Raw genomic sequence first — 13,646 nt, forward strand, 5'->3', positions numbered from 1 at the left:
ATTAATTTGTGTTATTTGGAAAGTTTATGTTTGAATAAAGAAAGTTAATGAAGCCCCTCGTATGAGGGGCTTGAAATCCTTAGAAGGAGATGTCAATGCCTGCGAAGGCTGCTCTTCCCATAGTGTTATAACCGTAGGCAAGCTCGTATTTTTTGTTAGTTAAGTTCACGCCTTTAATATGGAATTTAACTTTGTTGTTGAGCCTGTAGGAAAGATAACAATTGTAAGTAGTAAACGGTGAAAGAGAAACAATTTTAGCAGGAGAACTTGAGTAATCTTTATCCGCTCTTGCACTATAGTGTTCTATCCAAAAAGAGAATTTAGTTTTTCCAAATAAATAATCAGAACCCATTATATATATTATCTCAGGTCTTCTAAGAGTGAAATCATCATCACCATCTACATGCTGATGAGTGTAAGTTCCCCATAAACTAAAGTTTTTAATCGGAGAAATAGATAGTCTAATTTCTGCTCCTTCCGACAACCCTTTGGACGCATTCTGGTAATTAGGATTTGCACTACTTTCATAGACAATTGGATTCCAAACATGATTTTTAAAGTAGTTAATATCTATTCTCCCTTTTACAAAAGGCATTCTCTGCGCTACACCTAAAATCCATCCTTCACTCGTTTCTGGTTTAAGATTCGGATTTCCTATCACTTCATAGATACCAAAAAACGCGCCTCTGGCATAAAGCTGATAAACAGATGGTGCCCTGAAACCTGTTCCATATTGCACCTTCAAGGTAGTTTCAGTTGTTTTTACATCGTAAGATGCTGATACCTTATAAGTAGTTTTAGCTCCAAATTGGCTATGAAAGTCTCTTCTTAGAGCAAAAGTGAAATGTGAAGCATTTAAATCACTATGAAATTCTCCATATATCGAACGTGTATGTAAATTGGCTACTGAGGTAGTAGTAAAACTCCAGGCAGGATAGTCATAAATGCATCTTCCTATTTCTTGTTTGTAAGATGTACCAAAATTAACAAACGAAGAACCGAAATAATTGGTAATTTGAAAAGAAGCATACCTTGTAATACCCGTATAGTTGCCAATCCCTGTATCTATACTGAACCTTTCTTCCTTATTATTTCCAAACTTTGCGGTCAACAATAAGTTGTTCGACAGAGCAGATTCTATTTTTAAACTGGTGAAAAAGTTATTATAAGAAGTATGCGCATCAGGAACAGGAACGCCATTATTAGCACTATCGTATTCCACTTTTCCACCTTTAAGTTTAATATTCCCTGTAAGTTTAGTAGAATCATTTAAATCCCATCCCCAGCTTAGCCAACCTGTTCTGTAGTTATAACCATCGTTATCCGGATCGTAAGTCCCACTACCTGCTTTTTCATTTGACGCGCTAAATCCGTTAGTTTTGAAATTTTCAAAAGAAAGAGAAAGGTATCCACCTTTTAGCTTTAATGCAGAATAAAGGTCTTCCTTAAAAGTCTTATATTTCCCGCCTTCCAGTCCTACCTTAAATTCATTTTTCTTAGGTTTTTTAGTAATGATGTTAATAACACCTGCAATCGCTTCAGAACCGTAGAGAGCTCCCTGAGGTCCTTTTAAAACTTCTATTCTTTCAACGTTACTCAAATCTATATAACTAAAATTTGCTTGAGTATCAGGAGACGAAGGGTCGTTAACTGGAACACCGTCAATCATTACAAGGATATACTTAGTAGGAAGCCCCAACATGTAAACACTTGTCGTCTGTCCGAATCCACCGTTGGAACTCTCTGTAATTCCGGCAACGTACTTCAAAACGTCTGCGATACTGGTAAACCCATACTTTTTAATCTGCTCTTTAGTGATGATATCAACGTCATCGCCTACGTGGTCAACAGGAACAGCCACTCTTGTCGCCGTAATTTGAATCTCTGGCGTCTGCGCATAAGCATTTACTGCTGCAAAAATCGTTGCAGCTAAAAGCAGTTTTTTCATCTTTTTTCTACCTCCTGTAGTTTGGTTTTATGAAAAGTTCTCCATCCACTTCGGCAACTTTTAAAGGAACGTCGTAGATTAACTGCAGCGACCGTAAAAAATCCCCCCTCCCTCCCCAAAAAACCTCCCTCCCCTCTTTCAATCCCAAAAAAAGGTCGCAAGTATCAAGCAAAAACAACACATCGTGAGAAGCAACAATTACAACCTTTCCTCTATCTTTTAACTCTCCTACAATTTCGGCAACAGCTACAGCAACATCAGGGTCAAGAAAAGCAGATGGCTCGTCAAAAAGGACAACATCCGGGTCTATAGCCAAAAGCCTCGCAATGAGAACTCTTACCTTCTCTCCGCCACTTAACTTAGCAAAAATCCTCCCCCCAAACCCACTAAGCCCGACTTTCTCAAGAACTTCGTCTATATCTTTTTTTCTCAAACGCACAGGCGAAGAAGATTCAACAACCTCGTAAACGCTATAAAACAGGTTCGGTTCAAAATTTTGAGGAACTGCGTTAACCACTTTCATCCGCTCTCTGAACGATAACTCCTTCAAGTCCTTTCCCTTCCACCTTATCCGCCCTTTCCCTTCAAAAACACCTGCAATAAACTTCAAAAGAGTTGTCTTACCGCTCCCGTTCTTACCGGCTATTCCTAAAACCGTTCCGGGAGAAAGGGTAAACTCAACACCGCTAACAATTCCCGCTTTTTCAACACTTACTTCAAGCACGCCCCGCCCTCCACAAAACGTAAAGGAACAAGGGAACGCCTACAACAGCGGTAATCGCCCCAACCGGAAGCACCGTCGGATACACCAGCGTCCTCGCTAAAAACTGAGAAAACAGAAGAAGCACGCCGCCAACCAAAAACGAAACGGGCATCAGGTAGTTAGAAACTCTGAAACCTAAAAGCCTTCCTATGTGCGGAACAACGATGCCGACAAATCCAACAATGCCAACAGTTCCAACGAAAACAGAAACGAAAAGCGCTGATAAAATCAAGAGGATAATCCCCTCTCTCTCAAACCTCACGCCAGAGAAAACGCCCAACTCTCCAAGAGAAAGCGCATCCACCCACTTCCCGAAAGGAAGGAGAACGAAGATGGCGAGTAAAGAAATCAGAAACAGCAAAGCAGAAAATTTTAAAGGCTGAGGAGAGATAAAACCCAACGTAAAAAAGAGCGCATCCTGAACGGTGAAAGAGGGCATAACAGCGTAAAGGAAGAGTATCAAGGAAGACAAAAACGCATTTATGCCGACACCGAACAGGAGTATTTCGGCAGAAGTCCTGTAAACAGCTGAAAACAGAACTAAAAGGAAAACGGTCACCAGACTTCCAAGAATCGCTCCCGAAATAACAGGAAAAGAGAAAAAAGCAGCCACAGTTGCCCCGAAAGCCGCCCCCGCAGAAACGCCCAAGATGTAGGGGGAGGCGAGGGGATTTTTCAAAACCCCCTGATAAACCACGCCGGTGATTCCTAAAACTCCGCCGAAAGAGAAAGCAACAAGAGCTTCCGGAAGCCTCAGCCACATCAAAACCCTTTCATCATTCAACTTCCAGCCTAAAAACAGCAAAAAAACAGCTATTGTCAGAATCAGAAGAAAAGCAATCGTTATCTTAAACCGCAAGCTTCCTCCCCCAAATATTTAACGCCCCTTAAAAACATCGGCGATGGGTGAAGCAAGAAACTCCCTGGCACTTCATATACCTTCAAACCAAACTTTCTCAGCAGTAACTTCAAATCCCCACCGCCGTTGTGGCACGAAAGGACAGCTATTTCCCCATTTTGAACGACAAACTCAGCAGAAACAGCACCAAACGAAACGTTTTCAGGAACTATTCTCAACCCAGCTAAAGACAGTGCTTGTCCTATGTAACTTTCTCCACCAGCAACGTAAATCGGACTGCAGGAAACAAGAACAATAACTTTCTTACCTTTTAAGCAGGAAACAGTTTTTAAAGAACTATCTAATTCCTTCTCAAATCGCTCCCTCAATTCCTTACCATCAGAACCAACTAAATTCCCAACAGATTCAACGGCATCTTCAACTTCCTTTAAACTCACAAGGTGAAAAACAACAACTTTCGCCACCCTACTTAAAACTTTCCTGATTCCCGGTGGTGTCATATTTGTAGCGAGAATCAGGTCTGGCTTAAGGGAAATAATTTTTTCAACGTTTGGGTTAACTATTCCCCCAACCTTTTCTGCCTTAACGTTCAGGGTGCAAAAGTCAGTCACACCAACCAACTTATCTTCAGCACCAGCGTAAACGACCATTTCTGTAAGGGCAGGGGAAAGACTAACAATCCTTTCAAAAGCAAAAGCATTCCCAAAAATTAGAAAAATAAAGAAAAACAAAAAAAGAACCCTCATTAACCCTCCCGCTTCCTGAACCCCCGCAGGAAGCAGCAGATTCAGCGCAGGCCGGTCTCCCGGCTCGCAGGATTCAAAAGGCTTTAACCTTCCCGGAAGGCAGGCTTACCACCCAACCTCCCAGTGGCTAAAGCCCTTGTTATTCTCCCTGCTCACGGTTGCGGGGACAGCGCCGGATTTTCACCGGACTTCCCGTTCACCTGCGCCAGCCAAATTTTACACTTTCCTTCACTTTTTCCTCAAGGAAGAAAAAATCCTCCCCCCCACAGCCACAACAGTCCAAGCAACAGTAACAACTATAAAAAACCAGAACAGCAACGTCCCAAAGGTTGAGTTTGAAATCAACTTCACTCCCTTATCTGCCCATCACCGAAAATGATGTATTTAGGAATGGTAAGGTCTTCAAGTCCCATAGGACCTCTTACGTGAACCTTATCGGTAGAAATACCCATCTCCGCACCAAGTCCGAAAACGTTACCGTCCGTAAATCTCGTAGAAGCGTTTATGTAAACAGCAGCTGAATCAACCCTGTTCAAAAACTTCATTCCATTTGTGTAATTCTCTGTGACTATTGCATCGCTATGGTGAGAACCGTAAGTATTAATATGGTCAATAGCTTCATCTAAAGAATCAACAACCCTAACTGCCAAAATCAGGTCAAGGTATTCAGCATACCAGTCATCTTCCGTTGCAGGCTTTACGTAATCTGGCGCAAAAGCCCTCGTTCTATCACATCCTCTAATCTCAACACCAGCTTCCTTAAACATTCCTATCATTTTAGGCAAAAACGCTTCTGCAACTGCCGAGTGAACAAGCATCGTTTCCATGGCGTTACAAACGCCCGGTCTCTGAACTTTGGCGTTAAAGCATATCTTCCAGGCTTTCTCTAAGTCTGCAAACTCATCAACGTAAACGTGACAAACGCCCTTATAATGCTTTATAACAGGCATTCTGGCATTTTCAGCCACAAACCTTATTAAGCCTTCTCCGCCTCTTGGAATTACAACGTCTATATACTCATCAAGCTGAAGCATCTCTTTCACTGCAGACCTGTCAGTCGTATCCATAAACTGAATCGCCTCTTCAGGAAATCCTTCAGAAGCAGCAGCCTCTTTCAAAATACTTACAAGAACGCGGTTTGAGTTAATAGCTTCAGAACCTCCCTTTAAAATCACCGCATTAGAGCTTTTAATACACAAAGAAGCAGCTTCAACAGTAACGTTAGGTCTTGACTCGTAAATAATTCCCACAACACCCAAAGGAACTCTCATCTTTCCTATTTTCAAACCGTTAGGTCTCTTCCACATTTTTATAACTTCACCAACGGGGTCGTTCAGAGCAGCAACGTCGTGAAGAACCTGAACCATCCCCTTTATTCTCTTTTCATTAAGAAGCAACCTATCAAGCATCGCCTTTGAAAGACCTTTTTCCTCTCCTGCAACTAAGTCCTTTTTATTCTCCTTTTCTATAACTTCTCTCTTCTCCTCAATTAATTCAGCTGCTCTCAACAAAACCCTGTTTTTTACCTCAGTTGAAATATCCACAAGCTGATAACTTACTTCTTTCGCTTTTTTAGCTATATCTTCAACGTTCATACCTCTCCCCCTGCAGAATTTCGTGGAAATTCTAACAAAATGAAACTAAATTCTTATTAAAATCAAAGTTTCAGGAGAAATCCATGTGGAAGAAACTGATATTAACCATAACAGCAGTAGCGTTCACAGCAGGATGCGCAACAACAGGAACAACGCCGCAAACTCAACCAGCACAGCAGCAGAAAGTAAATAAAACGGTTGCAGGCGCAGCCATCGGCGCTGTAGTAGGTGGCGCTTTAGGCGCAGCAACAGGACCTTCAGGCAGCAATAAAGGGAAAAGAGTCCTGATAGGTGCAGCCATCGGTGCAATAGTCGGTGGTGCTATAGGTTACGCTTTAGAACAGCAGGCAGAAGAGTTGGGAAATGACGTAGGCGTTAAACCTATAGATAACACAAACCCGGCAGTTAGACCTGCAAAGCCACCTATCAGTGAAGAAAAACCTGTTGCTGTGGTAAAAGAACCAGATAAGGTAAGAGTAATATTCAAAAACAGCGTCCTGTTCGACTTTGACAGCTATACACTTAAACCAGAAGCCAAAGAAACCCTTAGGAGAATAGCTGAAACTCTCAGACAGAATCCTGACAACGTGATAGTTATCGCAGGATTTACAGACAGCACAGGGGATTTCAACTACAACGTTGAACTTTCAACAAAAAGGGCAGAAGCCGTAAGAAAGTTTTTAATTCTCAACGGCGTTGACCCAACCCGTATATTAGTCTTTGGCTGCGGACCCAAATGCCCCATAGCGCCAAACAACACACCAGAAGGTAGAGCACTCAACAGAAGAGTAGAAATTATGGTTTACCCTAAAGGCGCAACAATCCCGGAACCTTGCAGTTACTGCAGATAGGGAGAAAAAATGAAGCGATTCTTCATAAAAACGTTCGGCTGCCAGATGAACGTCAACGATTCAGAAAAGATGGCAGGAATGTTAAAAGACTTGGGTTATGAAAAAGCTGAATCGCCAGAAGAAGCAGACGTAATAATTGTCAACACCTGCTCTGTAAGGGCAAAGCCGGACAACAAAGCTTACAGTTTCATTGGAAACCTGAAAAAACTAAAAAAAGAGAAACCATCAACCATCATAGCCATTGCCGGATGCGTTCCTCAAAAAGAGAAAGAACACCTTTTAAGGTTTGAGCACGTTGACCTAATTTTTGGAACGTTCAATTTCGTTAAACTCCCCGAACTTCTTGAAAAAGCAAAAGAGGGAAGAACTACTGAAATACTTGAAGAAAAAATCCCCGAAGAAGACCACCTCCCCCTTATAGACAGCTACCTTGAAAACCCATACGTTGCCTACGTTACAGTCCAGAGAGGCTGCAACCGCTTCTGCACATACTGCATAGTCCCCTTCACAAGAGGAAGAGAAAGAAGCGTCAAACCTGAACTTGTATTAGAAGAAATCAAGAGACTTGCAGAAAGAGGCGTAAAAGAGGTTCACCTCTTAGGACAGAACGTTGACTTTTACAGATACAAAAACACCGACCTTGCAGACCTTCTATACATGGTTGCAGAAATCAAAGGAATAGAACGCATTCGCTTTACGACAAGCCACCCTGCAGGCTTCACAGAAAAGATAGCCCGAGCAATGAAAGAGATAGAAAAAGTCTGTCCTTACGTTCACCTTCCGCCTCAAAGCGGTTCAAACAGAATCCTCAAACTCATGAACAGAGGCTACACAAGAGAAGAATACATACAAAAGGTAGAGATGCTCAGAGAGTACGTTCCGGATGTTGCACTATCTGGAGACTTCATAGTTGGATTCCCAGGCGAAACGGTAAAAGACTTTGAAGAAACCTTATCACTCGTAGAAAGATGCACCTACGACCAGGCTTTCGTCTTTGAATACTCTCCAAGACCTTTAACAAAAGCCTACCAGATGGAAGACAACGTTCCGAAAGAAGAAAAGAACAGGAGATTACAAATACTTCAGGAATTAATCAAAAAGCAGGCAGAAAAGAAAAACCTTAAAAGACTCAACAAGGTAGAAGAAGTCTTAGTTGAGGGTAAAAGCCAGTGGGGAGATAAACTAACAGGGAGAACGAGAGACAACAAAGTCGTTAACTTCACAGGAAATGAAAATTTAATAGGAAAAATCGTTAAAGTGAAAATCACGAAAACTACCCCCTTCTTCTTAGAAGGGCAACACCACGAAGGAGACAAAAATGAAAACAGAAACTAAAGAAGACTTCTTTAAGACTTTTCCCTACAGGCTGGTTATAGAAGCCCTTGAAAAAGAGTTAAAGAGGAAACTACAAAAATACAAAAAGACAAATAAAACTCTTGAAGAAAAATACAAACTATCGTTCGAAGAATTTGAAAAATCAAAACTCTTAGAAAAGCACAACTACTCTTGGGAAGTAGAAAACGACTACATAGAATGGGAACACGCAGTAGAAGGAATACGTTACTGCGAAAAGAAACTGAAGGAGCTCCAAAATTTGCCACGAACACCCTTTTGAAAACCCAGAAGAACATATTAATACTCCATGTAGTGAAATGGACATAGAAAAGTTTATTTTAAAGATAAAACACTATTTACAGGAGAGGTCATCATGGTCGAGGTATCCGTAATAGGAATCACTCAGGACAGAATGAACGGCATGCCTATCATCATTTTAGGCAACGCAAGGGAACGATTCGCCATTCCCATCTGGGTAGGAATGTGGGAAGCCGAACTCCTCGAAACAGAACTTTTAGGAGCAGTCCCGCCAAGACCTTTCCCCTACGACCTGATAAGAGAACTTTTAGCAGCGTTCGGCGGAGAAATAGAAAGAGTAGTAATCAACGATTTTGACAAAGGAATCTACTTCGCAGTAATTGAAGTCAAAAGACCCGATGGTGAAGTAATAAGGATAGATGCAAGACCGAGCGATGCGATAAACATGGCTGTTCGGGTAGGCGCTCCTATCTACGTAGAAAGAGAAGTTATTGAAAAAGCTTCCAGCATTCCGTTAGATAGATGCGAAGGTGAAGACTGTGAGGAACAGTGGGAGAAACTAATAAGAGAACTATTTGACGAAAGTTAAACTGCCATCTTTTAGGTAATACTTTTTCCAGTCAAGGGCATCAATAAGATTTTTATCGTGAGTGATAACAATTACAGCTTTTTCAACGCTTTTGAGAAAGTCAACCAACATAAAGAAGTTCTTCTCATCCAAACCGTTCGTAGGTTCGTCCAGTATAAGTCCCTTAGGATTCATAGTCATAACGGCAGCAATAGAAACAAGCCTTTTTTGACCACCAGAAAGCTTATATATAGGAGTATCTTTCAAATGTCGTATTCCAAACCTTTCTAAAACGCTTTCAACTAAAGCTTTAACCTCTTCCTTACTATAGCCCAAGTTCATAGGCGCAAACGCCAGTTCCTCCTCAACGGTAGGAGAAAACAGCTGGTCGTCTGGATTTTGGAAAACGTAACCAACTTTAGTCCTCAAATTATAAAAATCCTCCTCTCCTTCCACCTCTTTCCCTTCAAAAAAAATCCTCCCCTCAAACTCCACAAACCCCATCAAAGTTTCAGCAAAAGTCGTTTTACCAGAACCGTTAGGACCTACGATAAAAATCTTTTCTCTCTCATGAAGAGAAAAATCAACGTTCTTAAGAACTTCTCTACCACCTCTCTTTACAGAAAGGTTCTCTGTCCTGATAAGCTCCATAACTCCACCACCGTAAAAACTAAAAAGCTCACAACTGCAAAAGCGTAATCCTCTTTTTTCATCTTAGACTCCCCGTAAACCGGAAACTCCCCCCTAAACCCTCTACAAAGCATAGCTTTATATATCCTATCAGCCCTAAAGTAACTCTTAACCAACAAATTAGCCAATATATACGCGTACGTTTTGTACGTATTCAAACTCGTCTTAGGTCTAAATCCCCTACAGTACGCAGACTTCAACATCAAACGATACTCATCGTAAATTGTATAAATATATCGGTAGGTTAAAAAAAACAGCTGCACCAACTTTGCAGGCAACCTGAAATCTCTGAAAGCTCTAAAAATCTGAAAAGGTTCAGAAGTCATAAGTAAAGCAATACTTATAACCAATATCTCGTTAGACTTCAAAAACAGGAGTAAACCCAAACTAACATTTCCATAAATAAAAGCTGAAACAACTAAAAAAATAAGAAAAGCATCAGCAGCAAGGAGGATGCGGAAAATCCGCCCCACATCCCCCCGCAAACAAAAAAGCAGCGCAGCGACAAAAGGAACAAATCCTAAAACCTCACCAAAAGAGGAAGACAGCGCAATCTTCCAGGCGAAAAGCAACAAAACGACAAGTTTCACCCTCGCATCAAGCCTGTAGAGAAACGATTTCTTCCCCAAAGCTTCAAAATAGTTCAAGCCTCTTTCCTCCTAAAACTATAACCAAACGCAGCAGCTCCAAAGATACCAACTATCCAACCAAGACCACCAAAAACATCTTTCAAATGAATGGCAGAAACCTGCTCCTCTATCTTTAAAAGCTTTCTGTCAATAGGCTGGAGTTGCTCCTTCAACTCCTCCCTTACAATCTTCCTTATCTCATCTGCAGAAACGCCTGCCACAGGTGCATTCGCAGAATTAGACATACCTTGCGAAACATTTTTAGAAGACGAAGGTTGTTCTGCAGAAGCTGCCTGCTCTACCGAACCGTAATCAACCTCTGCAACAGCCCTATGCCCTAACTCTGCATTCACAACTACTTTGTACTTACCAGGATGCGGCAGCGTACAGGAATAATTTCCCTCATTATCTGTATAACCAGTAATAACTTTTTTACCTGTTTTCTCATCATATATTATAACCTGCGCGTGTTTCGCAGGCGTTCCATCGTTAAAATAACTATAAACAGATAACTTATTCCCCTCTAAATCGGTAAAAGCAGTAATTTTGTGGGCAAAAGCGTTTGAAAAAATTGCAACAAACAGCACTGTCAAAAGAATGACTAACCTTTTCATTTCTCACTTCCCTCCAAGTCAAGCATCTCCGGAAGATTCCTTCTAATAAAGTAAAGAACAAACACGTTAACAATCGCTTCTATAACCATTACAGGAATGTGCGCTAACAAGACCAGTTTTGCATTGACGATAAATTCCTGCCCTATAGTGGTTAGCTCCAAAGCTACTAAGAATCCAGCCGTAAGAACCGCAACAACCGCTCCCAAAATACCGGCTACAACAAATCCTTTGTCCTTTTTCAGAAAAGGTCTGCAAAGGTAGTAAGCAACAACACCACCAATAGCCATATTAAAAGTATTCACTCCTAAAACCGTTATACCACCAAACTGAAAAAGAACAGCCTGCAAAAACAAAGCCACCAATAAAACAGGAAAGGTTGCCCACCCAAGGAGCAACCCCGTTAAACCGTTAAAAAGTAAGTGAACGCTGGTAGGACCAAGCGGAACGTGAATAAGAGAAGCAACGAAGAAAACTGCTGACATCAAAGCCGCTAATGGTAAATTCTTTTGATTTATCTTCTTCAAGCCCACATAAGTTCCAGCAGCTGTCAGAACCCAACCTGTAACTAAAACCCAACCTGGTAAAACTCCTTCAGAGATATGCATTACTTAACCCCCTCTGGTTTCGGATAGGCTTTAACCCACATTACAGCATCAAGTTCTACAGGATACAGCTTGCCGTCTTTATATCTCTTCTTTCCTCCGTAACCAATGGCAGAAAATCCCCACCAACCAGCCCATGGGAACGTATATTCAAAATATCCATCCTTATCCGTTCTTATAACCTGAGTAACAAACGGGTCTGCTGGAACTTTAATTCCTTTAGTATTAAGATACTCAACCTCTATCCTCACATTTGCAGCAGGCTTACCGTGGAAGTAAACCCTTCCTCTGAAAGTATTTCCTTCCCACAATCCCCAAGGGCGAGTAAGTGGAACTATCTCCATCTTCAAACCAACAGGTTCATTCCAACCTTCTTCAAGGTCAAAAGCGTCAACATAAACCTTGGTAATCTGTTTAATAAACTTCTGCTCTGCAGGCTCAAAGTAAGCGCTTGGCACCAAATAAAACTTATACACTCCCGGTCTTCTTATTCTGAAATCAGCAGTGTACATAGGTACTTTTTTATTCACTCCTTCATAAGCAGGAATCATGTGTTTAACCCAGTGAATCTTGTACTTGTGATGTCCAACAACCGCACCACTATCAAGAATTCTGAAGGGCATGTTAGGACCGCCTTCCATAGGATGGGTAAACTTTGCCTCTAACTTAATTACCCTTTGATTCCCCTCAACAATATCGGTATTAGGCTTCAAGACCATAAAGTGAGCATAAGCCTGTGAAGATAACAACACCCCGGCAGCAACAGCCAACAATTTCCTCATACCTACCTCCTACTTTTTAAATTTTATCTACGACTATGGTAATACTTTTTTGTGACTTTTTCAACAAATCAGTAAAACTTTCTTGCTTTTTAGTATTACTCATTGGTATAATCTCTTAAAACTTTCAAGAACAGGAGGAGTGATGCGTGGGAAGGTGCTTTTACTAACGTCTTTATTGTTAATGTCCTCCCTCCCCACTTTAGGCGCTGAACTCAAAGTCCCCGTGGAATTTCACGGTGATGCAACCCTTTACTATCAGGGCGCGAAAGTGGGCGACATCAACAACGTTAACATTCCTGACCCCTCAGGAACAGGCTACACTGCCGACTTAGAACTCTCTTTCAACCCAGACAAAAACGGAGAATTCTACACAAGAGTCCATGCAGGAGACGGAACAGGTGCCGACAAAATCTTTGATTACGCTGAAGACGCCCTGTTTGCTAACCTCAACACCTTAGCAGACGACAACCCCGAAGGGAAAACCTTTGAAATCTTAGAACTCTACTACTCTCATAGTTTCCTTAACGGCAAACTTCAGTTAACGGTTGGGAAAACAGAACCTTTTGCCTTCATTGATGACAACGAATACGCCAACGATGAAGTCTCCCAATTTGTAGGAAAACCTTTCGTTAACAACCCAATATTAGACCCTGAAGACTTTTTCGCTCCACTAATCGCAGCACAGGTTACCCTATCCGAAAACCTATCTTTCACCGCCCTTGTTCAGAGTAACCAACAAACTACAATATACTGGAATAGCGACGACAAACAATGGGAAGTAAGAGAAAAAAGCGAGTATGACAACGTATTTGACAAACCATTTTTAGCTGCGCAGCTCAACTATTCAACAGAAAATGGAAACTACAGGTTTTACATCTGGGATAACACAGCCGACCATATTAAGTTAGGAGAAACAACAGATAACCCAAACGCCAAACCTGACACAGAACAAGGTTGGGGTGCAGGAATATCTATAGACCAAAAAATAACAGATAAAATCGGCATTTTCGGAAGAGCATCTTACGCCAACAGAAACGTCTATGCGTTCAACAAATTTGTATCTGCTGGAATATCAATAAATTCTCCGTTTAACAGAGGAAACACGCTGTCAGCCGGTGTTGCAGCAATTATTCCAAGCAGCAAGTTTGAAAATGACGACACAGAATGGCACTTTGAAACCTACTACGACATAAAAGTATCGGAAAACTTCCACATCATGCCAGACATTCAATACGTAGTTAACCCTAACGGCTCAAGTAACAACGATTCCATCTTCGCCGGTATGGTTAAGATGGTATTTACTTTCTAATTTTCTCCGGGGACCTCCCCGTCCCCCTTCTATCACATTTTTGCATAAACAAGAAAAAAAGAATACATTTTTAGGTTGAAGAATTTCACTGCAGCAC

Annotated in this window: 15 protein-coding genes and 1 riboswitch; of the genes, 5 read left to right on the forward strand and 10 right to left on the reverse strand. The window is 41.4% G+C overall.

The window, feature by feature from the left end; genetic code table 11:
• Positions 1-79 precede the first annotated feature (79 nt).
• The 5 genes from QOL23_RS04775 to QOL23_RS04795 all read right to left on the reverse strand — a co-directional run bounded on the left by QOL23_RS04775 (position 80) and on the right by QOL23_RS04795 (position 5,911).
• Entirely contained in the window at positions 80-1,948 is a 1,869-nt protein-coding gene (locus tag QOL23_RS04775) for a TonB-dependent receptor plug domain-containing protein (protein WP_283400452.1), read from the reverse strand.
• A 7-nt stretch (positions 1,949-1,955) separates the two neighbouring features.
• Positions 1,956-2,672, reverse strand: coding sequence for an ABC transporter ATP-binding protein (locus QOL23_RS04780; RefSeq protein ID WP_283400453.1), 717 nt, complete (start codon positions 2,670-2,672; stop codon positions 1,956-1,958).
• Positions 2,665-3,570 (reverse strand): FecCD family ABC transporter permease, encoded by a 906-nt coding sequence (locus QOL23_RS04785; RefSeq protein ID WP_283400454.1) that lies wholly within the window; start codon positions 3,568-3,570, stop codon positions 2,665-2,667. Before QOL23_RS04785 ends, QOL23_RS04780 begins: the two co-directional genes overlap by 8 nt.
• Positions 3,555-4,316, reverse strand: a complete 762-nt coding sequence (locus QOL23_RS04790; RefSeq protein ID WP_283400455.1) for a helical backbone metal receptor — start codon at positions 4,314-4,316, stop codon at positions 3,555-3,557. Before QOL23_RS04790 ends, QOL23_RS04785 begins: the two co-directional genes overlap by 16 nt.
• A gap of 32 nt (positions 4,317-4,348) precedes the next feature.
• A riboswitch (cobalamin riboswitch) is annotated at positions 4,349-4,535 on the reverse strand.
• A gap of 128 nt (positions 4,536-4,663) precedes the next feature.
• Positions 4,664-5,911, reverse strand: a complete 1,248-nt coding sequence (locus QOL23_RS04795; protein ID WP_283400456.1) for a glutamate-5-semialdehyde dehydrogenase — start codon at positions 5,909-5,911, stop codon at positions 4,664-4,666.
• Positions 5,912-5,994: 83 nt separating this feature from the next.
• Between QOL23_RS04795 and QOL23_RS04800 the strand changes: the two genes are divergently transcribed.
• The 4 genes from QOL23_RS04800 (at position 5,995) to QOL23_RS04815 (ending at position 8,944) form a co-directional block, all read left to right on the forward strand.
• Positions 5,995-6,762 (forward strand): YiaD family glycine zipper/OmpA-like lipoprotein, encoded by a 768-nt coding sequence (locus tag QOL23_RS04800; protein ID WP_283400457.1) that lies wholly within the window; start codon positions 5,995-5,997, stop codon positions 6,760-6,762.
• Positions 6,763-6,771: 9 nt separating this feature from the next.
• Complete coding sequence (gene miaB / locus QOL23_RS04805) at positions 6,772-8,097, forward strand: tRNA (N6-isopentenyl adenosine(37)-C2)-methylthiotransferase MiaB (RefSeq protein ID WP_283400458.1); 1,326 nt, start codon at positions 6,772-6,774, stop codon at positions 8,095-8,097.
• Positions 8,081-8,377, forward strand: a complete 297-nt coding sequence (locus QOL23_RS04810; protein WP_283400459.1) for a hypothetical protein — start codon at positions 8,081-8,083, stop codon at positions 8,375-8,377. Before miaB ends, QOL23_RS04810 begins: the two co-directional genes overlap by 17 nt.
• A gap of 93 nt (positions 8,378-8,470) precedes the next feature.
• Complete coding sequence (locus QOL23_RS04815) at positions 8,471-8,944, forward strand: bifunctional nuclease family protein (RefSeq protein ID WP_283400460.1); 474 nt, start codon at positions 8,471-8,473, stop codon at positions 8,942-8,944.
• Here the strand turns inward: QOL23_RS04815 and QOL23_RS04820 are convergent.
• The 5 genes from QOL23_RS04820 to QOL23_RS04840 are packed head-to-tail and all read right to left on the reverse strand — an operon-like array spanning position 8,927 to position 12,240.
• A complete protein-coding gene (locus tag QOL23_RS04820) occupies positions 8,927-9,574 on the reverse strand; it encodes an energy-coupling factor ABC transporter ATP-binding protein (RefSeq protein ID WP_283400461.1) in 648 nt (215 codons plus the stop codon). The genes QOL23_RS04815 and QOL23_RS04820 overlap by 18 nt on opposite strands.
• Positions 9,541-10,260, reverse strand: a complete 720-nt coding sequence (locus QOL23_RS04825) for an energy-coupling factor transporter transmembrane component T family protein (protein WP_283400462.1) — start codon at positions 10,258-10,260, stop codon at positions 9,541-9,543. The genes QOL23_RS04820 and QOL23_RS04825 overlap by 34 nt, the downstream gene beginning before the upstream one ends.
• Positions 10,257-10,856, reverse strand: coding sequence for a carboxypeptidase-like regulatory domain-containing protein (locus QOL23_RS04830; RefSeq protein WP_283400463.1), 600 nt, complete (start codon positions 10,854-10,856; stop codon positions 10,257-10,259). The genes QOL23_RS04825 and QOL23_RS04830 overlap by 4 nt, the downstream gene beginning before the upstream one ends.
• Entirely contained in the window at positions 10,853-11,461 is a 609-nt protein-coding gene (gene cbiM, locus QOL23_RS04835) for a cobalt transporter CbiM (protein ID WP_283400464.1), read from the reverse strand. Before cbiM ends, QOL23_RS04830 begins: the two co-directional genes overlap by 4 nt.
• On the reverse strand, positions 11,461-12,240 hold the full coding sequence (locus QOL23_RS04840) for a DUF4198 domain-containing protein (RefSeq protein WP_283400465.1): 780 nt from the start codon (positions 12,238-12,240) through the stop codon (positions 11,461-11,463). The genes cbiM and QOL23_RS04840 overlap by 1 nt, the downstream gene beginning before the upstream one ends.
• A gap of 142 nt (positions 12,241-12,382) precedes the next feature.
• Here QOL23_RS04840 and QOL23_RS04845 point away from each other — a divergent pair, with 142 nt between their 5' ends.
• The gene (locus QOL23_RS04845; RefSeq protein WP_283400466.1) at positions 12,383-13,549 is read left to right on the forward strand and encodes a carbohydrate porin; all 1,167 of its coding nucleotides are present in this window, start codon (positions 12,383-12,385) and stop codon (positions 13,547-13,549) included.
• The last annotated feature ends 97 nt before the right edge of the window (positions 13,550-13,646 follow it).

Origin of the sequence: Desulfurobacterium pacificum, assembly GCF_900182835.1 — a bacterium.
Classification (GTDB): Bacteria; Aquificota; Aquificia; order Desulfurobacteriales; family Desulfurobacteriaceae; genus Desulfurobacterium_B; species Desulfurobacterium_B pacificum.